Annotated in this window: 18 protein-coding genes; 3 read left to right on the top strand and 15 right to left on the bottom strand. The window is 70.2% G+C overall.

The genetic code is table 11. From position 1 onward, the window contains the following. A partial coding sequence (locus WH07_RS15520; RefSeq protein ID WP_046500478.1) for a BTAD domain-containing putative transcriptional regulator occupies positions 1 to 2345 on the top strand: 2345 nt, incomplete at its 5' end. Positions 2346 to 2703: 358 nt separating this feature from the next. Here the strand turns inward: WH07_RS15520 and WH07_RS39755 are convergent. The 13 genes from WH07_RS39755 to WH07_RS15460 all read right to left on the bottom strand — a co-directional run bounded on the left by WH07_RS39755 (position 2704) and on the right by WH07_RS15460 (position 16403). Continuing rightward, a complete protein-coding gene (locus WH07_RS39755; protein ID WP_157877348.1) occupies positions 2704 to 3456 on the bottom strand; it encodes an NADase-type glycan-binding domain-containing protein in 753 nt (250 codons plus the stop codon). Positions 3457 to 4115: 659 nt separating this feature from the next. Next, on the bottom strand, positions 4116 to 4697 hold the full coding sequence (locus tag WH07_RS15510) for a phage tail protein (RefSeq protein ID WP_046500477.1): 582 nt from the start codon (positions 4695 to 4697) through the stop codon (positions 4116 to 4118). Then, positions 4698 to 6644 carry a putative baseplate assembly protein gene (locus WH07_RS15505; RefSeq protein WP_046500476.1) on the bottom strand — a complete coding sequence of 649 codons (1947 nt, stop codon included), beginning with the start codon at positions 6642 to 6644 and terminating at the stop codon, positions 4698 to 4700. After that, positions 6641 to 7054, bottom strand: a complete 414-nt coding sequence (locus WH07_RS15500; RefSeq protein WP_046500475.1) for a GPW/gp25 family protein — start codon at positions 7052 to 7054, stop codon at positions 6641 to 6643. The genes WH07_RS15505 and WH07_RS15500 overlap by 4 nt, the downstream gene beginning before the upstream one ends. 7 nt (positions 7055 to 7061) lie before the next feature. Then, positions 7062 to 7343, bottom strand: coding sequence for a PAAR domain-containing protein (locus tag WH07_RS15495; RefSeq protein WP_046500474.1), 282 nt, complete (start codon positions 7341 to 7343; stop codon positions 7062 to 7064). A 79-nt stretch (positions 7344 to 7422) separates the two neighbouring features. Then, the gene (locus tag WH07_RS15490) at positions 7423 to 9285 is read right to left on the bottom strand and encodes a VgrG-related protein (RefSeq protein ID WP_046500473.1); all 1863 of its coding nucleotides are present in this window, start codon (positions 9283 to 9285) and stop codon (positions 7423 to 7425) included. Next, positions 9285 to 10088, bottom strand: coding sequence for a CIS tube protein (locus WH07_RS15485; RefSeq protein ID WP_046500472.1), 804 nt, complete (start codon positions 10086 to 10088; stop codon positions 9285 to 9287). Before WH07_RS15485 ends, WH07_RS15490 begins: the two co-directional genes overlap by 1 nt. After that, positions 10085 to 10522 (bottom strand): phage tail protein, encoded by a 438-nt coding sequence (locus tag WH07_RS15480; protein ID WP_046500471.1) that lies wholly within the window; start codon positions 10520 to 10522, stop codon positions 10085 to 10087. Before WH07_RS15480 ends, WH07_RS15485 begins: the two co-directional genes overlap by 4 nt. Positions 10523 to 10700: 178 nt before the next feature. Beyond that, entirely contained in the window at positions 10701 to 11168 is a 468-nt protein-coding gene (locus WH07_RS15475; RefSeq protein ID WP_046500470.1) for a hypothetical protein, read from the bottom strand. A 2464-nt stretch (positions 11169 to 13632) separates the two neighbouring features. Then, on the bottom strand, positions 13633 to 13776 hold the full coding sequence (locus WH07_RS40365; protein WP_198533815.1) for a DUF6760 family protein: 144 nt from the start codon (positions 13774 to 13776) through the stop codon (positions 13633 to 13635). Further along, a complete protein-coding gene (locus WH07_RS15470) occupies positions 13773 to 14252 on the bottom strand; it encodes a hypothetical protein (protein ID WP_046500469.1) in 480 nt (159 codons plus the stop codon). Before WH07_RS15470 ends, WH07_RS40365 begins: the two co-directional genes overlap by 4 nt. Further along, on the bottom strand, positions 14252 to 14695 hold the full coding sequence (locus WH07_RS15465) for a phage tail protein (protein ID WP_046500468.1): 444 nt from the start codon (positions 14693 to 14695) through the stop codon (positions 14252 to 14254). The genes WH07_RS15470 and WH07_RS15465 overlap by 1 nt, the downstream gene beginning before the upstream one ends. A gap of 169 nt (positions 14696 to 14864) precedes the next feature. Beyond that, complete coding sequence (locus WH07_RS15460) at positions 14865 to 16403, bottom strand: phage tail sheath family protein (protein WP_046500467.1); 1539 nt, start codon at positions 16401 to 16403, stop codon at positions 14865 to 14867. A gap of 180 nt (positions 16404 to 16583) precedes the next feature. Here WH07_RS15460 and WH07_RS41130 point away from each other — a divergent pair, with 180 nt between their 5' ends. Both WH07_RS41130 and WH07_RS40360 read left to right on the top strand, forming a co-directional pair. After that, entirely contained in the window at positions 16584 to 20687 is a 4104-nt protein-coding gene (locus tag WH07_RS41130) for a hypothetical protein (RefSeq protein ID WP_052744393.1), read from the top strand. A 19-nt stretch (positions 20688 to 20706) separates the two neighbouring features. Beyond that, complete coding sequence (locus WH07_RS40360) at positions 20707 to 21375, top strand: leucine-rich repeat domain-containing protein (RefSeq protein WP_198533816.1); 669 nt, start codon at positions 20707 to 20709, stop codon at positions 21373 to 21375. Between the two features lie 486 nt (positions 21376 to 21861). Here WH07_RS40360 and WH07_RS15450 read toward each other — a convergent pair whose 3' ends face one another. Then, positions 21862 to 22623: a hypothetical protein gene (locus tag WH07_RS15450; RefSeq protein ID WP_157877347.1), complete on the bottom strand. Its 762-nt coding sequence runs from the start codon at positions 22621 to 22623 to the stop codon at positions 21862 to 21864. A gap of 16 nt (positions 22624 to 22639) precedes the next feature. Next, the coding region (locus WH07_RS15445; protein WP_046500465.1) for an ATP-binding protein at positions 22640 to 24517 on the bottom strand (1878 nt) is incomplete at its 5' end.

Raw genomic sequence — 24517 nt, 5'->3', positions numbered from 1 at the left:
CCCGGATACTGATCGGCAGCCGTCCCGCCCCCGGGCTGCCCATCGCCGCGCTGGAGGCGGCGGGCGCCATGGTCGTCGATGCCGAGGCGATACGTTTCCGCTCCTGGGAAGCCGAATGCTTGTTCGATAAGCTTTACGACACCACGTTGAGCCCCGGTATCGCACTGCCGCTCATCAGGGCGTCCGGCGGCCGGGCGGCCACGCTGCGGCTGTTCGCCCGCGCCGTCACCGCCCGTCCCGACGCGGGCCAGGAGCGGATCCTCGCCGACGCGATGTTCGCTCGCGATTACCTGGAGCGGGAGGTCCTCGCCCCGCTGCCCGGCCGGCTGCGTGACTTCCTGGACGCGACCTGTCTGCTGGACCCGCTGACCGTCGCCGGCTGCCAGGCGCTGACCGGCCGGGCCGACAGCCGCGACGCCCTGTGGAGCCTGGCCCACGACCACGGGGTGCTGCGCGCCGAGCCGGACGGGCGCACGTATCTCACCGAACCTCTCCTGCGGGACTGTCTGCGTGCCCGGCTCGCCGAGACCGTGGACGGCGACGAGTTGGTCCGGCTGCGGGGCCGGGCGGCGGCGTGTGGTGCCGTCGGCCGCGCGGACAGCCCCGCCCGTACACAACCGCGGCCCCACACCGTCGGATGGACCGGCGGGCCCTCGCGATCGGGGGCCGGGTCGGGGGCCGTCACCGACTCCGCCCCGGCCACACCCGCCACCGGCCAGAACACACTGCCGGCGACCCCGGCACCGGCGGCCGTCGACACACGAAGCGGTGCCGACGGCGGTTTCGGCGAATCGGCCGCCCTCCTCATCCAGGGGATCAACGCCGCGCTGACCGGCGGCGTGGCCGTCGATGCCGCCCTGCGCCGCACCCTGGTGGGGGCCGGAGACGACGCGCTGGTCGGGCTCTCCGTACGGCTGACCCGCACCGCGCTGGCCATCATGGCCGCTGGACCGGCCGGTCCTGTCCCCTACCAGGAGCTCCAGCGGATCGCGTACGACGCGGAGCGGCTGGACCATCCATGGCTCAGCCGGGCCGCCCGCTGTCTGCTGGGCCTGGGCCCGCACCCCGAGGACCCCGGGCAGACGGCCGCCGTCCTCGACGAGTGCACCCGGCTCGGCGACCGGGAGGGAGCGGCGCTCGCCGCGCTCGCGCAGTGCCTGCGATCGGTACGGGACGGCCGTCCCAGCGTCGGCAGGTTCGAGGAGGCCGTCCGCCAGTTCCGCGCGCTGGGCTGGGGCGTCCTGGAGGCGTGGTGCCGGGCCGCCCTCGCCGTCGTCGAGACCGGGCGCGACCTTCCGGACGCTGCGCAGCGCGCCGTCCAGGCCGAGGCGTTCGCGCGGTCGGCCGGCGTACCGGGTGCGCGGGCGCTGGCCATGGGCGCGATGGCTCTGGCGACGCCGGAGACAGCAGGGCGGGCGGAGTTGCAGGAGGCGGCCCGGTCGACCGCCCGGTCCGCGAGGCTGCCGGAAACCGTGCTGGGGAGCTGGCTCGCGGCCCTCGCTCCGTCGTCCGGCCAAGCCGCCGACGGGCCCAGAACGGAAGTGAGACCCCGGACCGGGGCGTCGAAGTCCCCCGCATCGGGGACCTCGGCGGCGGAGCCGGTGCCAGGTGTGACGGTGCTCTGTTTCGGTTGCTTCGAGTTCGCCGTGGCGGGGCGCGAGCCGGACTGGTCGCGGCTGCGCCCCAAGGCCAGGGCGGTGCTGCGGCTGCTCGCGGTACGCGCCGGACGGCCCGTCCACCGTGACCAACTGCTGTCGGCCTTCTGGGAAGGACTGCCACCGGCGTCGGCGCTGCACAACCTTCAGGTGACGGTCTCCAGCCTGCGTACGTTCCTGGAACCGGAACGGCCGAGGGGCGGATCGCGGCTGATCGTACGGCAGGGGGACTCCTACCGGCTGGCCCTGCCGCCCGGCAGCGTCAGTGACGTGGCGGCGTTCGAACGCGCGGTACGTGACGGCCGCCGCGCCCGTGTCCAGAACAGGCCGGACGACGCGGCCGACGCGTTCCGCCTCGCCCTGGACCAGTACACGGGCGAGCTGCTGCCCGAGGACGGGATGGCCGAGTGGCTGGCCGCCGACCGGGAACGGCTGCGCCGGGAGGCGGCGGGCTCGGCGGTGGCGCTGGCCGAGATACGGCTCGGCCAGCGCCGTCCGGCGGACGCCGTGGAGGCTGCCGAACTCTGTCTGGAGATCGACGGATTCCGCGACGCCGCGTGGCGCGTCCTGATCCGGGCATGCGAGCAGGCCGGCCTCACCGCCGACACCGCCCGGGCCCGTCGCGGCTACGCGGACATGCTCGCCTCCCTGGGCCTCCCGCCGTCCGCCTCCGTCCGGCACCCGGTGTAGTGGAGGGCGGCGGGGTACGGGACCGACCACACGCGTAGGCCATGTCGGCCACATGGCGTCGTCCGCGCGCAGGGCGGGGTGCGCGGCGGCTGGTGCGTGCGATCGCAAGGCGGAGGATCGCCCGCGTACTGGACGTACTCGGGCGACTCCGACAACGCAGCGAGCGTGCGTGCCAGGCGTCGCGCGCCAGACGGGATGTGGCAGACACGGCCCAGGCCGTGTCCGGCGGATCTTCGATGGGGCAAGGTGCCGCGTGCGGCGGCAGCGGCTGATGTCGCTGCGGCGTCGCGGGGTCACGAAGATCCGCCGTATTGGACCCGGGCCGGGACGGGACGGGCCCGCCCCGGGGCCCCCGGGGTCAGCGCCTGCCGAAGAACTCCACCTCCGCGATCGCCGTGTGCCGGTTCTTCTCCCCGGCGCCGTAGCTGGACCTGATGATGAACCGCACCGCCCGGATGTTCGTCCCCTTGAGGTCCAGGGTCTGCGGTCCCGGCATGTCCTCAAGCTTCAGTTCCTTCTTCTCGACCTCGCCGTTGGGGCCGCTCAGTTCGACGTCGAGCACGGAGGGCCGGGCCTGCTTGAGGAAGTCGTCCTTGTCGGCGGAAATCCCGCCGTGGATGATGACCTTCTCCAGCCTGACCGGCTGCTCGAAGCGCGCCTCCAGATACTGGCCCTGGCCCGCCCCGGCCGCAGCGGGCGCCCAGTACCCGTTGTTCGAGCCGTCGAAGGCGTCCGCCGCCGGATGGGCCTTGAGCTGGCTGGACGCCTCCGAGAACGCCGGGTTGACAGGGGTGGTCTTGGCCGTCCGGTCCAGGACGGAGTTGAAGGCGGTGCTCAGATACGACCGCGCGAGGAACCCCCCGCCCAGGAGCAGCACCAGCACAAGCGGGATCGCGAGGCTCGGCCGGCGCCAGGCCCGGCCCGCCGGGCGTTCGCCGGCCGTCAGCCTGCGGGGGGTCCGCCGGAAGATCCGCCGCAGCAGCCGCTCCCACCACGACAGCCGCTCCTCGTTCGCCTTTCGCGCGACGAGGACCGCGCCGCAGCGCGCGCACAGGGTGCGGGTGCGCGGGTTGGGCTCCGAGCAGTCCGGACAGACCAGGTCATGGGCCACGGTCCGGGAAACGGCCGCGGTTCCGGTGTCCGGCCCGCCCGAGTCCCTGTCCGACGCCGGGTCGTCGTCGGCCGGGTCCGTCGGCCGCTCCCCCGGGCGCCGGACGGTACCGGGGACCCCCGTCGGCGTCGGCGGTGTCCGGGGCCGTACCGGGGCGACCGGTCCCGCCGGCCCCGCGGGCTTCCGCGCCGCCGGTTCGGGCTGTGCTTCGGGCCCGGCTTCCGGTGCGGCCGCCGGAGCCGGGGGCGGCGCCTGGGCCGGTGCCCGGTCCTCGGCCGGGGGTTCGGCCGGCGCCACAGGAACCGGTGGCCCGGCGGGTACAGTCCGCGGTTGCGCCGATTCCGGCGCGGGACCGGCCGGGGAGATCCGGGCGACCGGGGGAACCGCCGTCCCGGTCCCGCCGGACGGCGGCGCCGCGGGTGCCCCGGTCTGCGGGGCCGCCACGCCGTTCACCGCCCCCGCCGCCCCGGAAGCCACGGACCGTTGGGCCGCAGGCCCGGAGGCCGCGGCGTCCGGAGTCGTTCCGGCCCCGGAGTTCCCGTCGCCACCGCCCCGCGTGTCCGGCTCCCAGTCCAGGAAGAGTTCGCAGGACCCGCAGAACGCCGTGCCCGGCGCGTTGCGGTGGCCGCAGTCCGGGCAGATCAGCCCGGCGCCGCCGCTCATGACGCCTCCGCGAGGGGCAGCAGTTCGACGTCGTAGCCGACATGCGCCGGCACTTCCTCGCTCACCAGCCGCCGCAGCCGGTCCGCCTCGGCCTCGTCCGGCTCGGCCACCCGCAGCCGGACGGTGACCCGGGGCCGCGTGTCGGCCTGGCCGGGCAGCGGACTGCGCGGGGTCACGGACCACGACGCGCCGCCCGTCTCCTCGATCTCCGGTTCCGCGCCGAATCCGAGCCGTACGGCGTCGGCGAGCCCGCGCCGGGTGCCGCGCCGCCGGTGCCGGTCCATCGCTCCGGTGACGGCCGCCCGCCGCTGCTCGACGGACCATCCGTCACCGGTTCCGGCACCCTGCTCGCTGTCCATGTCGACGGCCACCCAGGTCGCGATCCACGACAGGAAGTCCTCAGGCGCCGTGCGCGGATCCAGATGGGCGGGCAGGTTGTCGAGGGTGAGCAGCACCGGCGCCAGTACCTCGTCCAGCCCCTCCAGGAACCGTTGCAGGAAATCCTCCCCCAGGTACACGGCGGGGAGTTGGTACATCAGGGGGTGGGGCGTCGGCAGCCCCGGGACGGTGCCACGCATTCAGGCCTCCCGCACTCTGAGTTGGTGCTCGTAGGAAAAAACCAGGGCGTACGGGTCGAGCACGATCCTGGTGGTCTGCTCGGCGCGCTGCCCGGTCAGCGGGTCGGCCGGGAAGAGCCTGACGTCCTCCACGAGGTCGACGCCGGGCACCCGTTGGAGCACCGCGTACACCTCGCCCGCGTGGATCGGCCGGCCGAACGGCCAGCCCTGCCCCGCCGGTCCGCCGGTGAGCGGGTTGAAGTACCCGTACAGGGCCGCCAGCGCCTCGGTGCGGATCCAGTCGGCGACCGTGCCGCGGGCGGCCAGGACGGACGCGACGACGGTGACGCCCTGGTAGTAGGGCGGCTCCACCACCAAGCGGGTGCCGATGGGGCGCCGTTGGTCCAGATAGTCGGCGACGGCGCGCAGCGTCTCCTGGGGCGGCACCATGTCGTCGAACCGCAACCGCCCCTGGTCGTCGCCCTGGACGGCGGGCACCACCAGCAGCCGTACCCCGCTCTCCTCGCCTTCCCCGGCGGGGACGCAGCAGACCCGCGCGGCGTCCGGCGCGACCTCCCGGGCCAACTGCTCGTAGTCGCGCGGGACGACCGCCCGGTACAGGCTGCGCAGCGTCATCGGCCCGCGGACCTTCGCGTTCTCCACGCTCTCCCCGTCGACCCCGCCGACGGCCGCCCGGCGGTTCTCGACCCGCGCGACGAACGGCAGCGAGCTGCGCAGCACCCGCAGCGCGCCCTTGGCGACGTTGCCCCGGCGTCCCCCTCCGGTGCGGTAGGCACGGATCCGTACGGGTGCGCCCTTGGGGGGAACAGCGCCGTAGAAGCGGATCGTCCCGTCGGGCTCCCGGACGGCCGGGCCGAAGTCGACGCGGCCGGAGTTCGGGTCCAGTGTCATATGCGTTTCGTCCGGGCCGGACTGGGCGAAGTCGTCGACGCGACTCCACTGCGACCAGCCGGAGCCGTCCGCCACCTGGACGACGAACGGCTCGTCGCCGGGGACGACGGGCGGCCTCGCGACATGGAACGACTGGCCGGGCACGCCCTCGGACAGCCCCAGGACCTCGTCCCTCACCGTCTCGGCGTGCACGGCGTCGACGGTCCCCCCGATGGTGAACGCCTCCGCCTCGCGCACCGTGGGCGATTGCAGATAGGTGGGCTGGTCCGGCTCGGCGGGTACGAGCCGGCAGCGCACCCACCCGCCCGGCCTTTTCACCATGACGGACTCGGTGTGAGTGCCCGGCAGGTGCAGGACGACCTGGCCGGGGCGGTTGAAGCCGCCGGTCGTGTCCTCCTCGACGTCGCAGCGCGCCCACGCCTTGCCGTCCCACGCCTCCCAGCGCAGTGGCGGGCGCAGGGGGTCGACGCCGACGCCGTCGACACGGCAGTCCAGGCGCAGCACGACGACGCCGGCGGGGACAGGGTTGGTCAGACCGAAGTACAGGGCGTCCCCGGGGGCGGGCGTCGCGCCGAAGCAGGGGACGTCCCGTGCCAGGGCGAGTTCCTGGGTACGGTCGACGTTGTCTCCCCCGCTGTGGCGGGTGGCCAGCCGGTCCAGCGCGCACGGCACGATCGGCAGTTCGCGGGACGTGGTGAAGACGACCGCCTCCTCGCTCTCGGTCCGTACCGTCGCGACCTCGGCGCCCGCTTTGACACGTACGGTCTCGGGCTGCGGCGCGGACAGCCAGAACGTCACGTCGGTGCGGGCGGCGGTCGGCGGGTGCAGCCGTACGCCGATCAGGTCGAGGAAGGAGAGATAGCTCTTCTCCGGCACGCGGTTGAGCCGGTAGAGAAGCTGGTCGACCATGGTGGCGAACGCCTCGATCAGGGTGACGCCGGGATCGGAGACATTGTGGTCGGTCCATTCGGGGCAGCGCTGCTGAACGAACCGCTTGGCGTCGTCGACGAGCCCCTGGAACCTGCGGTCGTCGAGATTGGGGCTGGGCAGTGTCACGAACCTGCGCCTTCCTCGTGCGGAGGGATCACATAGAAGGGGAAGACGAGGTTGCGCGGGTCGTTGGTGCCGCGCACGACGTAACTGATGTCGATGTACAGCACACCGTCCTCGACGGCGTCGAACCGTACGTCGATGCCCGCGACCTCGATCCTGGGCTCCCAGCGGTCCAGCGCGAGCCGGACCTCGTAGGCGAGTTGGCCGGCGGTGCCGGCGTCGGCGGGCGCGAACACATAGTCGTGGACGGCGCAGCCGAACTCCGGGCGCATGGGCCGCTCGCCGGGGCTGGTGGCGAGCACCAGCCGGATGGATTCCTCCAGTTCCCGCTCGCCGTGCACCAGGGCGATGGATCCGGTGGCGTCGGTACGCGGCGGAAACGCCCAGCCCGCTCCGACGAACTGCTCCCCCATCGGTCCGTCACCCGCCGATCAGAACGGTCGGGCAGCCCACGACGATCGGGGCTCCGCAGGCGGCGGTGTCGCCCATCCGCGCGGCGGGCCTGCCACCGATCAGAACGGTGGGACAGCCCGGCGGGATGATCACGGACGGCGGGTGGACGGCCGGCGGCGGGAAGGCGCAGGTGTGGGTGGTGCCGACGGTGGCGGCGGGCATGCCGCCGATGAGGACGGTGGGCACGCCGGGCGGGCCCACCACCCCCGGATGGCCGGTGGCATCGCCCACGCGGGCGGCGGGTGGCATGACGGGCACTCCCTTCGGTCGTGACTCGCGCTGGTTCGTTCCGTGGGCCGTTCCGTCGGCAAGCCGATGGAACGGCCCGTCAGTTGATCTTGACCAGACCGGCGTTGATCGAGCACATCGCCCCGCCCTTGATCTCCGTGCGGGAGGTGCCGTTGACGGCGACCTGGGTGCCCTTCACATCCACCCCGCCGCTTGTCTTCAGCCCCACCTGGCCGCTGCCGCCGTCCACCTGGACACCGGTCTGCGCCGTCACCTTCACCGACTTGCCGATCAGTTCGAGCGTGCCGCTGCCCGCGTCCATCAGCGCGCCGTTGCCCGCCTTGACAGTGACCTTGTCCTTGGCGTCGATCTCCACCGTGCCGTCGCTGTGCACGACGATCTTGGTTCCCTTGCGGTCCAGGTCGATGGTGAGCTTGCCGTCGCCGGTGACCATCCGGACGCCCTGGGCTCCGGAGGCGTTGTCGAGCAGTTCGAGCTGGTTGCCGCTGCGGGAGGAGAACGACCGACGGTTGACGGCGCCGCTGGTGCCGTCGATCAGTTCGCCGCTGCCCGTGGACGGCTTGTCCTGCCCGTTGAACAGGCAGCCGAGGATGTAGGGACGGTCGAGCCGCCCCTGCTCGAAGCCGACGAGCACCTCGTCGTTGACCTCCGGGACGAACGCCGAGGTGCCCTTGCCGTTCTTGCCCCCGCCGCCGGCGGACTGCACGGTGCGGGCCCAGTCGCTGACGTACTCGTCGGACAGCCAGGGGAACTTCACCTTGACCCGGCTCAGCTTCTCCGGGTCCTTGGTGTCGGTGACAACGCCGATGACGATCCCGTCCGCCTCGGGGCGCCGGCCGGTGGCGCCACCGGCCAGCGCCGACAGTGAGCGTTCCTGCTGACCCGAGACCGTCACCCAAGTCTCATAGCCGCGCAGCGCGTCGAAGACATGCCTGGACGACGTGACGGTGTACCGGCCCTCGAACGGCGCGCCGACCCCGGAGAGCGCCACCGCGCCGCCCGCCCGGACCTCCGGATTGCCCTGGATCACCGCCTCCATCTCGGCGAACGACCCGGCGATCCGCTGTGCCAGGGCCTTGGCGACCTGCTCGACCCGGGCCTGCTCCCGGTAGGCGGTGTCGGTCACCACGAAGTCGGCCTTGCCGAACGGGCTGACCGCGTCCGCCGGGCTGATACCGAGCTGGACCGTGTCGGCCTTGCCCGCGTCGGCCCGGCCGACCAGCGCCTGCTTGGTCTTGGTGTCCCAGCCCCGCACCTCCACCTGGGAGACCTGCTCGGCGGCGGTGACCCCGGCCCGGCAGCGCAGCAGGTTCTTGCCCAGTTCCAGCACGAGCGGATTGCTGTGGGAGCGGGCCGAGGAACCGGGCGCGCCGGACGCCTCGGTGGGCCTGGTGACATGCAGTGCGCCGTCGATGACGTACGCCTCCGCCCCGGCGTCCTCGGCGAGCCCGCGTACGAACTCCCAGTCGGTGACATTGGGTTGCACCACATGTTCGAGGACCGGCCCGGAGACGTCGATCTTCCCCGTGGACAGCCCGGCGCGCTGGGCGACCTGGCGGCAGATGTCGGCGACGGTCATGTTCTGGTAGCCGACGACCCGGCGGCCCCGGAAGAGCCGGTGCGCCTTGTCCGCGCCACGGACGATGGTGAACGTCCCGGTCTCGTCGAAGTCGAGCTCCAGAGCGGTGACCTCGCCCTTGAGCAACGGTTTCGGCGACCCTCCCGATCCGGACCCGGCCAGCAGCCGCACCTCGACACCGATCTTGATGCGTGCCTTCTCCAGCAGGACCCGGCTGGGGTCACGGAAGCGCAATACGAACAGGTCGGGCAGGGTACGGCTGTCGTCCACGTACCCGTCGACCAGAGTGTTGGCGAGATCCGCCGGCAGCTTCGTCCCGCCGATCTCCACGACCAGCGTCTTGGCGACGGTGTCGTTCGCCATCAGGCATCACTCCGGCCGGTGCCGGACCCGTACGAGGCCGCTTCCGCCACGGTGTCCAGCTCGTCGGCCGAGGGCAGCAGCAGCTCCCGCCCCTCCGCCAGCCGCAACGGGTCGTCGATCCCGTTGACATCGGCGATGACCCGCCAGGCCGCCGGGTCGCCGTACTCGGCCCACGCCAGAGCCTGGAGCGTGTCACCGGAGCGGAGCCGGTGGACACGGCGGGCGGCGAGCGCCCCCGATGTCGGGTTCTGGCCGGCGGTCTCGCCGCTGATCTCCTCCATCGTCACCTGGCAGACGGCCCGGATCGGCACGCCGGAGGTGGTGAACAGGGTGTACTTGACCTGGACCTGGCTCACATACCCGGGGAACCCGGTGATGCCGCCCCAGTGGAAGACCACCCACGGCGGCGAGGACCGTTGCGCCTGGCGGGTCTCGCTCGTCGGCACGCAGCAGGCGAACAGTTCCTCGACCGCCTTGACGACGCTGGTGTCCTGGGTATCGCTCGCGTCGAAGAACATCTCGACGGTGAGCTTGCTGGGCTGCGGCCCCTGGTACTCGGGCGGCCCGGCGCTCTTCGCGCCCTTGGCGGGAGTGCGCTTCCAGGACGCGGACTTGTTGAGGCTGAGTTCCTTGGGGTTGAACTGGAAATCGATCCGGCCGCAGGGCCCGCCGGGGGTGAGGCTGCCTCCGGACGGCGGGGTACGCAGTTCGAGGTAGGCGTGCTCCAGCTTGGGCCGTACGTCGCGGCCCCCGGCAGCGGACTTCCCGCCCCCGGCCGCGCTGAACGCCACGGGCCCGCTCATGCCCCGACCTCCGTCGTGAAGCCGTGGTGCGCGATCTCGATGGTCTCGACGGCGACCTTCGGCGACTCCGGATTGAACGTCGGCCCGGTCCAGCGCACCGGCACCACCTCCAGCAGTCCCCAGCGGGCGACCATGACGCCGTCACCGGTACGGGCCTCGATGTGTGCGGTTTTGCGGGCGAAACCGGTGGTCATGCTGGCGAACCAGGTGGCGACCTTCTCGGTGTCCTTGGTCAGCGGCCGGGACAGCTTGACGTTCGAGTACTTGAGACGGGTCGGCAACTGCCAGACATGGCCGTTGTTGCCGCCCTCCTCACGTGGTTCGAGCACGACCTCGCAGCCCAGGCCCTCACAGGAGTTGAACGAACCCAGCTCGATGCCGTCGATCGTGACGACGAAGCAGACGGAGACCGCCGGATCCTCGGTAATGGACATCGGATGCTCCGCCTTTCTGTCGCGCTGCTGCCGGGTGTCGTGCTGTTGGCTGTTGGTGCTGTGCGTGCGGTCCGTGCCTGGTGGTGCCCTGGTGCGGTCGTGCTTTGGAGCTTTCCTGCCTTGGTGCGGTCCTGCCTTGGTGCGGTCGTGCTTAGGTGCGGTCGTGCCCTGGTGCCTGTCAGTGCCGGGTATTGATCAACGACCCGGTGCGTTCGCGTTCGATGCGCAGCTCCGCCTTGAGCAGCCTGCTGAGCGGGGCGACCAGCGCGCGGACGAGTTCGTCGGTGACCTTGGGCGCCCCCGCTCCCTTGCCGCCGTCGGTGCCCTGGGTGCCGGCGGCCCCGCCGGAGGTCCCTGCGGGTGCTTCCCCTGTGCCCCCCGTGCCCCCGGTAGGCTCGGGCGGCGTCGGGGGGTCGACGGGCGGCGGCTCGGTGACGGGCATGTCGCCGTCGGCGCGCTGCACCACGGGCTGCGTGAACACCACGGACCCGTCGGGCAGACGCTGCGCGATCCCGGCGTCGACGGCGACCGTCCCGGCGTCGAAGGGCGGCGGGGAGGGGCCCGGCGAAGGGGCGCGCCGGGGCGGCATCGACGCGACGGGCGACGGGGCGGCCGACCGCTGCACCGCGAACGGGGCGGGCGACATCGTCGGAGGTGAGGCGAACGTCATCGGTGAGCCGGCCGTGACCGGGGAAGAGTGCGCCATCGGGTACGTGGGAGGTCGGGCGGCGGCAGTCGTCGCCGTACCCATGTCCGCCGCCCGCTGCACGGAGGCACTCACGCCCTCGGCACCGAAGCCGCTTCCGCCGTAAGCACCGCCGCCCCCGGCTCCACCACCGTAAGCACTGCCACCGGAACCACCGGACGCCTCGCTCGGGGCCCGCTCCCACCGGATCGGAACCGGGGCCGGAGCCGAAGGCTCGACACCGACAGGTGCGGCGGAGGACGGAGAAGAGGACGAGAAGGAGGACGGCTCAGGCACCGTGTAGAGAGGCAACGACCGTTGGGTGACGAGCGGGACCACCGGCCCTTCGCCCCGGGAGGCCGGGCCACCTGCGGCGGGACCTACGGAGGGGGGTCCCACGGCGAGAGGTCCGGGAAGCGATGAGTCGTCGACCGCGTCGAGCCGCCGCAATGGCATCGGCGTCGCCGCCGTCACCATCTGCCCGGGACCGGGCGCCTCGGGCACCGCCGTATCACTCACTCCGCTCACCGCCAGCGTCTCGGTGTCCCCCAGGAGCGGAGCCGTCTCCTCGTCAACGGACCGCGCCACCACAGGAACCCCGGCAGAATCCGACGGAGCGTAAGCGTGGGCGGGCCCCTCGGGGGCGGGCGCCGGTACGGCCTCCGGCCCGGCCGACGCCGCACCGGGACTCCGCCCGGGAGGACCTCCGGCGATCGATGGGACACCCGGATCGGCGGCGCGCGGCGACGGGGCGCCTGAAGGCGCGTCAGGCACACCGCCGGGGACGCCGAGTCGCTGCACCACACCGGGCCCGCCGGCGTCCGCCGTCCCGGTACCGCTGTCAGCTCCGCCATCGGCTCTGCCCGTGGTGAGCGGCCGGGCATCACCGAGCAGCGGCGCCATACCGTCGTCGGGTGATCCGGACGCGGCGGACGTCCCCGATGGATCCGGCAGGCCCGGCAGGTTAGGCAGATCCGGCAACTCAACGGCCCGGGACACCGGCATCGAGGCGGGCTCCGGCGCAGCACCCGGCATCGGCTCCGCCCCCGGATCACCATGCCCGTCAGGGCCGTCCGGTGCCATGCCCTGGTCCGCCGTGGCCCGGTGAGGACCCGTCGAGGGGGCAGCGGCCGTACCGGCCAGCGGAGCCGCTGGGCCGAGCAGCGGCCGGGCAGTCGGAGGCAGTGCGGACAACGGTTCGCCCAGGCCACGGTGCGGCGGGCGCCCAGGAGGCGTGATGCCTCGCTGTACGACGGGACCGGGAGGCGGCACGGGCGGCACCAGCGGCACAACAGGAACGCTTGTGCCCGAGGCCGGGGTCGGGCCGGGCCCCTGTCCCTGGCTCAGGTCGGAGAGCGGAGGAGCGAGTGGGAATGAAACGCTGTCAGAGGCCCGGGGCGCCGCAGGAAGCGCGGACCGCTGGACAACAGCGCCTTCACCGGCCGTCGGTACGGAATCAGCCCCCGCCTCCGTGGCCTGCGGGCCGAGCAGATCGACGACAGGTTCGACCGGGGCGGCGGGCGCCATGGGCCCGGGGTCGTCGTCCGGTACGGGCGCCGGCACCGCCACCAGTTCCCGTACCGGTACGTCCGGGCGCTCGGCGACGGTCAAGGGCCGCGGGGGCGCGGGCATCGACGGAACGGACGGCACCCGCATGACCGTCACAGGAGCGGACGACGCGGGGACGGGGGGAGAGACGAACGTGCGCTGGAGCGGCGCGAGGGGAAGCGGTACGGACCGTCCGCCACCGAGCGCCGAGCCCGGACCTGGAGCCGAGGCCGGGTCCAAGGACGGGGCCGGAGCCGACGCCGGACCTGGGGCCGGTGACACCGTCCGCGAAACCGTCGGCACACCGGAACCGCCTGTCCCGGTGAACTCGCCGCCGTCCCCGCCCTGTTCCGTGAAGGACGCGGCCACGGCCCGTACCGGCCCCTCGTCCTGCACCGGAACGCCGGCTGACGGAACCGGGACGTCGCTCCCGTCGTACCGCCGCACCCCGGTCTCCGCGCTTCGCGGCACACCGGCCGCGCCCCGCCCCTCGACGGCCTTCGGCGCGTCGAAGGTCCGCGGTCCGGGCTGCTGTCCGGTCCGCTGCACGCTGGGAGCCGCGAGGCCGTGTCCGGTGCCGGCCGGCGCCTGCGCGCTGACCAGATGTCCGAGGGGCCCGGTGATGGTGGGGTCCTGCCAGCTGCCCAGCCGCTGCCGGAACCCCACGGGGTCGGTCATCAGCCCCACGTCCCCGCCCAGCGTCCGCTGGACGGGAGGTGCGGACCGCCACCCGGGTTCCGGGAGCGCGCCGGAGACGGCGTCCGTCCCGGAAGCAGCCCGAGGTTCCGGCCCGGGTTCCGACGGCCCCGGCAGGCTGTCCCCGTCCGCCTCTCGGCTCCCCCTGAGCCAGGACAGCAGTCCCATCTCCGATTCCCCTCTACCCCTGGTTGAGCCGGGCGATCTGCTCGACGTACCGCTGTCGTTCGCGGTGTTCCAGATCGAGCAGTTCGTCGAGCGGCCAGTGGAAGTGATAAGCGAGGTACGCGACCTCCTCGTAGAGGCGCTCGGTCGCGTACGTCACGATTCCCCCAGGCGACCACCGGCCAGGTCCACCGCGAAGTGCTCCTGGCAGGAGGGACAGGTGACCGCCGCGCGGGTGTGTCCCTCCGCGTTGATCCGCCGGTAGAAGTCCTGGAGGAAAGCGAGGTCCGAGGCGAACAGGTTCTCCACGATGCCCGCGTGGACGTCCTCGACGGTGCCGAGCCGGGTGATCACCCGGGCGATCAGCACCACCGAGAGATAGGCGGAGTTCTCCCGCACCCGGTCGTCCCGCAGCGGGATGAGCTCGTCGCGGGCGGTGGCCAGACGCATCACGCCGTGGCGGTGCACGGTGCCGGAGTCGTCCACGTACCCCCGGGGCAGTTCGAAGGAGAACTCGGTGCGGAGCGTGTCACGCTCCGCACCGGCACCCTGCTCACCCGTTCCGGCCGCCGGCGCCTGCTCCGGTTCCCACGCCTGTGGTGTTTGCCGCGGGGGCGCGGGCATCGTCCGACGCATCAGGCGACTTCCATGCTCTCGTAGGTGATCGCGAGCTTCTCGGTGAGGACGGAGGTGTCACCCGCCTTCAGCGTGCCGATCTCCAGCGACTTCGGCCAGGCGTTCACCAGTTGGTAGCGCTTGATCGCGACGCCCTCGTAGTCGTAGACGACAATGGCGCCGTTCTTCCGGGCCTCGCCCATTTTTCCGAACCGGGAGGACTTGATCCACGCCTCGAAGCTGTTGTCCTCGGTCAGCCCTCGGGTGACGGTGACCTCTCCGGCCTTGGGGCGTCCCGGCAGCTTCTTGACTGCGTATTTCCCGTCGGCGGTGTTCTGCTTGAGCTCGATGACGTCCTGCTCCATCTTCAGGCCGCTGACCTCGGTGATCTGCTTGATCACCACGCCGTCGAACTCCAGCCCGAAGGAATGGCCGACCGAGCTGTCCAGATCGGGGAGTGGCATTCCAGCCTCCTTTGTTTCTCTGTGAATCGGACGACGGTTTACTTCTCTGCGAATCGGACGACGGCGTTCAACCGCCAGGACGGGTACGGGTCATATGAGGCGACCCGGCATTCCCCGGCCCGGCAATCCGTCATGTGCTGTTTCCATCGATCGTGCTGTACGCCGTGTGCTACTCGTCGACCGATCCCGTGCCGCCCGACAACTGGGAGAGCCGGAACACCACGAATTCCGCGGGCTTGACCGGAGCCACCCCGACCTCGCAGATGACCATGCCCGCGTCGATGCTCTCGGCGGGATTCGTCTCCCGGTCGCACTTCACGTAGAACGCTTCGTCCGGGGTGATCCCGAACAGCGCGCCCTTGCGCCACTCGTTGACCAGGAACGCGGAGATGGTGCGCCGGACACGGGCCCACAGGGCGTCGTCGTTCGGCTCGAAGACCACCCACTGGGTGCCGGTCAGGATCGACTCCTCCAGGTAGTTGAAGAGCCGACGCACATTCAGATAGCGCCACGCGGCGTCGGAGGCGAGGGTGCGCGCACCCCACACCCGGATGCCCCGGCCCGGGAAGGACCGGACACAGTTGACGCCGAGGGGGTTGAGCAGGTCGTGCTCCCCCTTGGTGATCTGCGTCTGGAGGCCGACCGCGCCCCGGAGGACCTCGTTCGCCGGCGCCTTGTGCACCCCGCGTGACTCGTCACTGCGGGCCCATACCCCGGCGATGTGCCCGCTCGGCGGCACCAGGGCGTTCCGGCCGATCGACGGGTCGAACACCTTGATCCACGGGTAGTACAGGGTCGCGAACTTGGAGTCGAAGCCGGCCGTGTCCATCCGCCAGCCCTTGATCTGCTGCGGGGAGAGCCCGGGCGGCGCGTCGAGGATGGCCACGCGGTCACCCATCAGCTCGCAGTGCGCGATCAGTGCCTGCTGCACCGCGATGACGGTCTCGGCGTCGATGACCCCGCGCTGGTGGGCGCTCATCAGGTCCGGCACGGCCACCATCGTGATCTCTTCGATGGCCTCCAGCCCGCCGAACCCGGTCCGCTGGTCCGCGTCGCCCACGTAGTCGTCGGCCGACAGCGAGTCCGGCGCCGCCGACGCTCCTGGCGCACCCGGTTGCGGCGCGAGTACCACCGCCTGGGCATCGGGCTTGGCCGCGGTCCCCCGGGAAGCTTCCTCCAGGGTGATGGTCTGCGACTTCTCCCGGACCTTCGTGACGACGTTGTCCTTGCTGCGGCGGGCGGACACCGAGGGGTAGGTCTCCTTGACCTCCCCGTCCACCTTCACGACGAGCTTGAACACGTCGTTGGGCGGATCCTCGGCGTCCACGGGGCCGACCTCGACGGAGACCTCACCGGTCACGCCCGGCAGCGCCCGGACCCGGTACCCGCCGAGCAGCGCCTCGGCGGACGCGCCGGCCTCCAGTTCGCCGGCACCGGCGGACGCCCCGTCACCGATACGCACGACATAACAGATCCCTCCGCCGTTGGCGAAGAATCCGTACACGGCGGACGCCAGGTACGCGCCTTCGACGAAGTCGCCGAAGACGTTCACGTACTGGCTCCAGTTGGTGACGAGCGTCGGCTCGTTCAGTGGTCCCTGCGGGGCGAAGCCCAGAAACGCGGCGACCGAGGTGCCCACTCCCTCAATCGGTCGTGCCCCGGCCTCCACTTCTTCGACATACACACCCGGGGACAGATACGACGGCATACCTACTCCTCCTTGACCAGGGGCCGAGGCCGATTCTCACTCCGGGCGACGATCATCCGGAACGCGTCGGCGTCCGCGTGCCGGTGCACAGCCTGCTGCCCGATCAGGCACCCTGCTCTGCCCCCATCCGTATCCACCGCTCTCGTGTGTGCGGCGGGAGTGGACCGAACACTTACGGTCATGAAGGCGGCGCCGGACAAGAAGACCAGCGCGGCGCTGGTACGTCCGGCTGCCCCCGTCCGCTCCCCGCAGGGGACGTCCGCCCCGCCTACCACCACGGAGACGGCCGGGCCCGAGGCGTCCGGGCCCGAGGCCGCCGGGCCGGGGCGTGATCCGGCGGGGGCTGGTGCCCTGCCTGCGGGTATGGCGCCCCGTCAGCTCCGTCTGCTGCAGTCGCGTGCGGGGAACGCGGCGGTGGCGCGTCTGGTGGCGCAGCGTCTGGCCGAGGCGCCGGCTGCGCCGGTCAGGCCCCCGCCGTCCGCCTCCCCGGCTTTCACCGGTCTGACGGGGGAGGTGGAGGCGAAGAAAGCCGCGGTCGCGCAGCATCCGCCGGCCGCGAAGGAGTCGAAGGCGGCCCAGGACGCTGCTCTGGCTCCGCCTGACGACAAGCAGGCGCAGGGCAAGGCCGCGCAGGCGGAGAAGATGAACGCCGCGAAGCCGGGTGTCTTCGACAAGGCCGGGTTCATCGCGGCGGTGAACCAGGCGATCACCGCGCAGGCGCCGAAGAACCTGGACGAGGCCGACTCGTTCGCCGGCTCGGGCAAGGCCGATGCTGTCAAGTCGCAGGTCAACGGGCAGGTCGCGCAGGGCAAGGAGGGGTCCGCCAAGGAGATCGAGAGCGCCACCGGCGCGGCCCCGGACCTGTCCGCCGCCAAGGACAAGCCGGTCACCCCCCTCACCCCCGACACTCCGCCGCCCACGCCGGGGGCTCCCGATCCGGCGGGCGCGGTCCCCGCCAGACAGCCGGACGCGGTGACGGACTTCTCCGGCGGCCCGGCCCAGGTCAACCAGCAGATGGCTGACGCCGAGGTGACCGAGGACCAGCTTGCCAAGAGCAACGAGCCGCAGTTCACCGGCGCCCTCACCGCGAAGAAGCAGGGCGAGCAGCACGCCGCCACCGCCCCCGGCGAAGCCCGCAGCGCGGAAGCCAAACAGCACGCCGCCGCCAAGCAGGGCGCTGCCGCCGCCGGCGCCCAGGCGATGGCCGGCCTCGCCGCGACCCGTGCGGCGACCGGCAAGCAGGTCGACGGCGGCAAGAGTGCCACCAAGTCCGCCGACGAGAAGAAACGCGCCGAGGTCACCGCCAAGCTCCAGAAGGTCTTCGACGCCACCAAGACCGACGTCGAGAAGACCCTGACCGGCCTGGACAAGCTGGTCGACGAAAAATTCACCACGGGCGAGAAGGCGGCCCGGGACGCGTTCACGGCGGACCACAAACGCCGGATGGACGCCTACAAGGACAAGCGGTACTCCGGCTTCTCCGGAAAGCTGAAGTGGGTCAAGGACAAGTTCGCCGGCCTGCCGGAGGAGGCCAGCCAGCTCTTCCAGGAGTCCCGCAAGCTCTACGTCGCCCAGATGCAGCAGGTCATCTCCGCCATCGCCGACACCATCGGCACCGAACTCGGCAAGGCCAAAGACCGCATCGCCAAAGGCCGCACCGAACTCAAAGCCGAAGTCGACAAGCTCCCCGCAGACCTGAAGAAGTTCGGCCAGGAAGCCGCCGCCGACTTCACCGACAAGTTCGACGGCCTCGAAGCCGACGTCAACGCCAAGTCCGACCAGCTCGTCCAGGACCTCGCCCAGAAATACACCCAGGCCCTCAACTCTGTCGACGAGGAGATCAAGAAGCTCCAGGAGGAGAACAAGGGCCTCATCGCCAAGGCGAAGGACGCCGTCGTCGGCGTCATCCAGACCATCCTCGAACTCAAGAACATGCTGCTCGGCGTCCTCGCCAAGGCCGCAAGCGCGGTCATGAAGATCATCAAGGACCCCATCGGGTTCCTCCGCAACCTCGTCTCCGCCGTCGGCGCGGGCCTCCAGCAGTTCATCGGCAACATCGGCGAGCACCTCAAAAAAGGCCTGATCGGCTGGCTGCTGGGCACAGCCGCCGGCGCCGGCCTCAGCCTGCCCGCCAAGTTCGACCTCAAGGGCATCATCCAGCTCCTCGCCTCCATGCTCGGCCTGACCTGGGCCAGCATCCGCGCCCGCATCACCCGCAAGGGCGTCCCCGAACAGGCCATGACCGCCGCCGAAAAATCCGTCCCCATCGCCCAGACCCTCCAGAAAGAAGGCCCCGCCGGCGCCGTCGAACACATCAAAGCCTCCGTCGGCGACCTCAAAACCACCATCCTCCAGAAACTCACCTCCTACCTGATCCCCACGGTCATCGTCGCCGGCATCACCTGGATCATCTCCCTCCTCAACCCCGCCTCAGCCTTCGTCCGCGCCGTCAAGGGCATCATCGACATCGTCACCTTCATCGTGACCCAGGGCGCCCAGATCATCGCCCTCGTCAACTCCGTCCTCGACGCCGTCATCGCCATCGCAGGCGGCGGCCAAGCCGGAGTCCCCGCCCTCATCGAAGGCGCCCTCGCCGGCAGCATCCCCATCCTCATCGGCTTCCTCGCCGGCCTCCTCGGCATCGGCGGCCTCGCTAACAAGGTCAAACAGGTCTTCACCGCGGTGGCCAAGCCGGTCAACAAGGCCATCGACAAAATCGTCGACTTCATAGCCAAGAAGGGCAAAGCCCTCTGGAGCAAGCTCAAGAGGAGGAACAGCGAGGAGGGCAAGAAAAATGGCAAGCAGAAAAAATCAACCGAAATCCGACAGAGTCGGGATGTTAAACGCGAAGCTCGCAGAATGCTGTCCGAGCAGACAGCGACTCCAATGGAAAGCGAGAACGAACTCAACTCGATCATTTCCACCATCGAGAGCAAACTACGCCCCCGTGGCCTCAAGTCACTGCGGGCAGAGAAAAACGGAAAGAACCCGGACCAAGTCAACGTGCTCGCAACGGCAAGTCCGACCGAAGTAGTGGCTAAGGTCTCGTTACTGAAACCGAAGATCAACATGTACCTACCGCAACACGGCACGGCACTGGCAGCAGACCTGAAGACCCACTGGTGGAAGGCACAACTCAAAGAGACCAATGCGTGGAACGAAATTAGCGTCTTGGACGGTTTTGAAACCGCCGCCATCGCTTATCTCAAGGATCCCGGTACGCACGAAAACCTCAAAGGGTATTTCGACCCCGCAAAGAACGGAGGCATCAACCGTAGGGACGATGCAAGCGCGGACACATTCCGGCAGTACGCACTGCACAGGTTGGACCCCAAGCCCAGCCACTCGACCCGGGCAGGCTTCTATGAGAGAGCAGGGGATGGCGCCGAGGAGAAGCTCAAAAAAGGTGCGAACAACGCGACCACCGAAAATCCTGATTTGCTCACAAAACTTGCTGCACTAAAATTTGGAGCAGACGCCCAGTACGGAAGATTCTCTTCACTTCCTGTAGCCAGGCGAGAAGTGGATCCCAGGCTCAAGGCCGCCGCTGGCGCCGGGCGCCTCCTGACATTCCTGAAGGAAATGGCGATAAGTAAAAGTTCCGGCGGGCTCAAGCTGTCGGAACTGAAAAGTCTCTGGGATGAGCAAGGAGTCGGGGAAAACCCCCATAGGAAATGGCTCAAGGGAGAATTTCGCGCGCTGGCTGATGGACATCACGAGTGGATTCCCACCGATCAGTTGATCAGAATCATGGAATCCGACATGGGACGGGCGAGCACTGAAATCTCCACAGGCTGGATCGAACTTCAGCACGAACTGCGGTCACTCACCACCGATGTAATATGGGAGATCCGGCTCAACGACACCATGACACATGTTGAGAGTCATGACATGGATGCCCACGTGGGCGCGTTCATGACACACGACGGAAACCCCATCTATAATGGCCGGGACAAGAAGTGGCACGACAGCCTTCGCGGCTACTTCAAGGACTTCACAAAGAAAAATCCCGACGGTTCTCCTGCCGGATTCCTTGCAGAATTGCGAACACTTCTGGAAGAAGGGAAGCTGATGTGGGACGGGGATACCTCAAAATTCTCCCCGTCACAGAGAAAGCTCAAGCTGGTGGCAGTGTACAAGTCGCTACTCATCGAGGCTTCACGGGTCGGCGAGACGGCACAGAAAATACAACCTTTCGACGTTGAGGAATTGGGAAGCGCCCAGGAAGCAGCATTCGGCCGGCTGCGCGACAAGCTGGATTTGCTGATCGAAAAATTCTCTTGAACTAGGCGATGGGACGGCAGTGAATCTTGATCCCGCAGTTTCTCAAGCGATCACGCGAGTTGTCGGCCATGAACCCCCGTTCAGCACGGAGGAGTATCGAGGGGTCGAAGATCTACATATTCGCCGAGCCCGCGATCTGAGTAATCTGGCTCGATGCGAGTCGCTGGCAATTCTGGTTCTGGTAGCCTGCGATCCCGTAGAATCTAACCAGTTGTCCGGTATCCCACATCTGCGCTCCCTGACCATTCGGGACAGTGGACTGAATTCCCTGGAAGGGCTCACCGACCTTTCGCTTCTCAGCCTTTATGCGCCACGAAACTTCATTCGTGACATCACTCCACTCATGTCGATTGCAAGGCTGCGTAATCTAGACTTGACCGGAAACCCACTCTCCAGCAAATCGTATAGGCAGTTGATCCCCCAACTCTCCGAAAAAGGCTGCCGGGTTATTTTCTCGGATGAGTTCGAATGGAGTCTCACGCGACGCCTCCATGATGCAGGTGTCCCAGTTACCTGCTATCGCAGCTCGCACGAATACCGACTCTGTCGCCCCGGCATCAAACTGACCGAATTCCCGGAATACGCCCATCCAGTAATTCAGCTCAGCGATGCCGAGTCTCTTTTCACTGGTGACCCCCGGAAGGCTCTCGAATACTTCGAGGACGAGGAATTGATTCCGTTCTCCTGACAACGACTGACAACAGCGAACGCAATGAGCTGAGTTGTCGGTGGGTGATGAGGCAGCTGGCGAGTACAAGGAATGCTTCGTGGGTGTCGGCCCGCCGGGGAGCTGGATATGGAGTCGGAGGCGCTGGAGGAGCCGTTCGCGGCCAGTGCCGTCCCGGTGGCCGCAGCAGCAACGAGTGCGCAAGCGCGATGGCGGCCCTTGAGCTTTGTCTTCTTCATTGTCACAGTGCGAACGAAGCGCTCGGCCCGGAGGGCAGCTGAGCCAAGGCCCCGGGCGAACTCGGTCTCCCGCTCGACCGTCGCGTCGTCGAACAGGGCCTTCTGGCCGATGGCCCCGGCCAGATCCCAGCCGTGCACCAGGTGTTCGACGGTCTGGAGATGCAGCGCCACAGCGCCGGGCACCTCACCGATCGGGGCCCGCACCGCACTCTCCAGGGCTCCCGGCACCTCGGGCACCAAGCGGGTGGTGCCGTTGCGCAGCGACGACCTACTTCACCCACCACACCGCCTTGTCCGTGTCGTACTTGCGGCTGCCGCTCCGTGCCGCCCTGCTTCCGCCGTTGCACGGCTGTGCGCACAGCACCCGTAAGTTCGGCGGGTCGTTGGCCCGCTCCTTCGCCTCGGTGCGGAGGATCGCACGGACAGTGCGGCCATTGACCACCCAGGTCGTCTCCGTGGCCGTGGTCTGGACGTACTGGATGATTCCATCTTTGTGGTCGATGGTAACATAGCGGTTACCGTCCGCCGGCGTCTTGTCTCTCATGCGCGGGATGAAGGTGCCGCACTCCGCGCACGCGTACTCGGTCCGCCCGTTCGCGACCTGGCTGGCCGCGGCGGCCAGCACCGTGTTCTGGGTGTCCGTGGTGAACCCGATGTCGCCCCTGGCCCCGCTCCAGATGGGCTCGCCTCCGGGGCCCCGGCTCGGCAGCTCCGGCGGCCGGGCCTCCTCCAGGTTGAAGCCCTGCTGCTCCTGCTGCCGGGCCGACTTCGGCCGGCCCGAGTACGGGGATTGGTTCGCCGCCTGCCGCCTGGCGGCCCGCCGCTCCGGAGCCCGCTGTACGGCCGCTCTCCGCTGCGACGCCAGCAGTTGCACGACCGCCGTGTTCCCGGCCGTCCGCTGGAGGGCGATGAGCGCGGCGAACGGTGACGCGTGCGGCTCGCCTCCGCGCACCGCCGCCGCGCCACGCCGTAGCCGCTCCGGGCGCTCCGGCCTCCCCTGCCCCGTCACCTGTTCGTCGTGAGCACGCACGGCGGTTCTCCTCCGGTCAGGGGGCTAGCAGGTCCATGTACGGGCCGAATTCGCTGGCCAGGGTGAGGCGGCCCAGTTTCTGGTACTCGCGCACGACCGCGTGGATCAACTGGTGCATCGTGACCGGGGAGCCGGACTCGGCTGCCAAGTAGCCGGCCGTGACGGCGATGGAGCGGATGTTGCCGCCCGCGAGTTCGAAGGACTCGGCACAGAAGCGCAGGTCCAGGTCGTGGCCGCTCGACAGGAGGGGCGCCAGGCAGCGTTCCCACAGAGCCAGGCGCTGGTCGGCGTCGGGGACGGGGAAGTCGATGACCAGGTCCAGGCGGCGGGTGAAGGCGTCGTCCAGGTTGGCGCGCAGGTTGGTCGCGAGGATCGCGAGGCCGTCGAAGGACTCCATGCGCTGGAGGAGGTACGCGCTCTCGACGTTGGCGTAGCGGTCGTGGGCGTCCTTGACCTCGGAGCGCTTGCCGAAGATCGCGTCCGCCTCGTCGAAGAGGAGGACGCCGTTCACCCCCGCCGCCTCCGTGAAGATCCGTTCGAGGTTCTTCTCGGTTTCGCCGACGTATTTGTCGATCACGGTCGACAGGTCGACGGTATAGAGGTCCAGCCCGAGGTCCGCGGCGATGACCTCGGCGGACATCGTCTTGCCCGTACCGGAATCGCCCGCGAACAGCGCGACCACACCCCGGCCGCGGGCGCCGCCGGGGCGCATGCCCCACTCGCCCAGGACCCGGTCCCGGTGGCGGGCCCGGGCGCCGAGTTCCCGCAGTTGGGTGAGGACGTCGGGGGGCAGGACCAGGTCGTCCCAGCCGACACCGGGTTCGACGCGCCGGGCGAGCCGGTCGAGGCCTGCGGCGTTCTGGGCGCGGGCGCCCAGGCGGACGTGTTCGGCGCGCAGCTCTCCCCCGTCCATCACCGCGTTCTGGGCGGCGCTGCGGGCGGCCCGGCTGAGCTGGCCGGGGGTGAGGAGGAACGGGGAGAGGACGTCCTGGAGGTCGACGGTGGCGGGGACGGGCTGTCCGTACGCGTCCTGCCACAGGGATGCCCGTGCTGTGGGCTCGACGCGTGGGGCACGCAGCAGGAGCGGAGGGCGGGTGGACCAGGTGGCGTCCCAGGGTGCCCGGCCGACGAGGACGACCGGGACGGGCGTGTCGGTCAACTGCCGCAGGAGCGCGACATGTTCGCGATCCAGCGCTTCCACCGGGGTGCAGACCAGGCCCGCACCGGTCAGCCGGGCCTCCCGGACTGCGGTACGGACGGCCTCGGCGGGCGCCGGGTCGAGCGCGAGGCGTGCCAGGTCCAGGGCGAGGGCGGGGCGGCCGGCGAGTGCGAGTGCGGTGGCGGCGAGTGCGGGGCCCGCGCCGCCCTGGTCCTCGCTCAGGTGGACGAGCGGAATCGCGGCGGCCAGCGCGCGGGCCAGGGGCGCCGCGTCCCCGGCACCCGGGACGGGCGGGCAGGGGGCGAGCAGATCGGCGACGCGGGGGTCGGGGGTGTCGTCGCCGAGCAGATGCGCGGTGACCCGGTCCGGCACACGCAGGGCACGGCCGAGGAACGGGCGGTCGTGGTCCTCGGTGAGCAGAAGTCCGGCCGAGACCAGGGGGGCCGTCGCGCCGAGTCGGCCGCGGGCTGCGGCGTCCGCAGGCGACAGGCCGCACAGCTCCAGGGCCAGGCCGATGGAGGGACGACGCCGGGTGACGTCGTCGTTGAGGTAGCCGTAGAACGACTCGAACCGGTCGTCGAGGTCCGGGAGGAGGGTGATGAGCAGGATCTCCACATCGAGGTCGGTGAGGTGGAGGTCGGTGGTCAGGCGGCGCAGCCGGGTGGGCGGGTCGGCGGTGTCGGCGCGGGCCTCGGCCTCGGCGTGCCGGGCGGCGTCGGTACGGTCGGGGGCGGG

Source organism: Streptomyces odonnellii, from assembly GCF_000981895.1.
In the GTDB taxonomy this organism is placed as follows: domain Bacteria; phylum Actinomycetota; class Actinomycetes; order Streptomycetales; family Streptomycetaceae; genus Streptomyces; species Streptomyces odonnellii.
The sequence above is the reverse complement of the archived record's forward strand: the minus strand, read 5'-3'. Positions and strand labels throughout refer to the sequence as shown.

Excerpts from the sequence above, each read along its gene's own strand:
- WH07_RS15510 (WP_046500477.1), bottom strand. The coding sequence starts at position 4,697 with ATGCGTGGCACCGTCCCGGGGCTGCCGACGCCCCACCCCCTGATGTAC.
- WH07_RS15500 (WP_046500475.1), bottom strand. The coding sequence starts at position 7,054 with ATGGGGGAGCAGTTCGTCGGAGCGGGCTGGGCGTTTCCGCCGCGTACC.
- WH07_RS15495 (WP_046500474.1), bottom strand. The coding sequence starts at position 7,343 with ATGCCACCCGCCGCCCGCGTGGGCGATGCCACCGGCCATCCGGGGGTG.
- WH07_RS15490 (WP_046500473.1), bottom strand. The coding sequence starts at position 9,285 with ATGGCGAACGACACCGTCGCCAAGACGCTGGTCGTGGAGATCGGCGGG.
- WH07_RS15485 (WP_046500472.1), bottom strand. The coding sequence starts at position 10,088 with ATGAGCGGGCCCGTGGCGTTCAGCGCGGCCGGGGGCGGGAAGTCCGCT.
- WH07_RS15480 (WP_046500471.1), bottom strand. The coding sequence starts at position 10,522 with ATGTCCATTACCGAGGATCCGGCGGTCTCCGTCTGCTTCGTCGTCACG.
- WH07_RS15475 (WP_046500470.1), bottom strand. The coding sequence starts at position 11,168 with ATGTCGCCCGCCCCGTTCGCGGTGCAGCGGTCGGCCGCCCCGTCGCCC.
- WH07_RS15470 (WP_046500469.1), bottom strand. The coding sequence starts at position 14,252 with ATGCGTCGGACGATGCCCGCGCCCCCGCGGCAAACACCACAGGCGTGG.
- WH07_RS15465 (WP_046500468.1), bottom strand. The coding sequence starts at position 14,695 with ATGCCACTCCCCGATCTGGACAGCTCGGTCGGCCATTCCTTCGGGCTG.
- WH07_RS15460 (WP_046500467.1), bottom strand. The coding sequence starts at position 16,403 with ATGCCGTCGTATCTGTCCCCGGGTGTGTATGTCGAAGAAGTGGAGGCC.
- WH07_RS41130 (WP_052744393.1), top strand. The coding sequence starts at position 16,584 with ATGAAGGCGGCGCCGGACAAGAAGACCAGCGCGGCGCTGGTACGTCCG.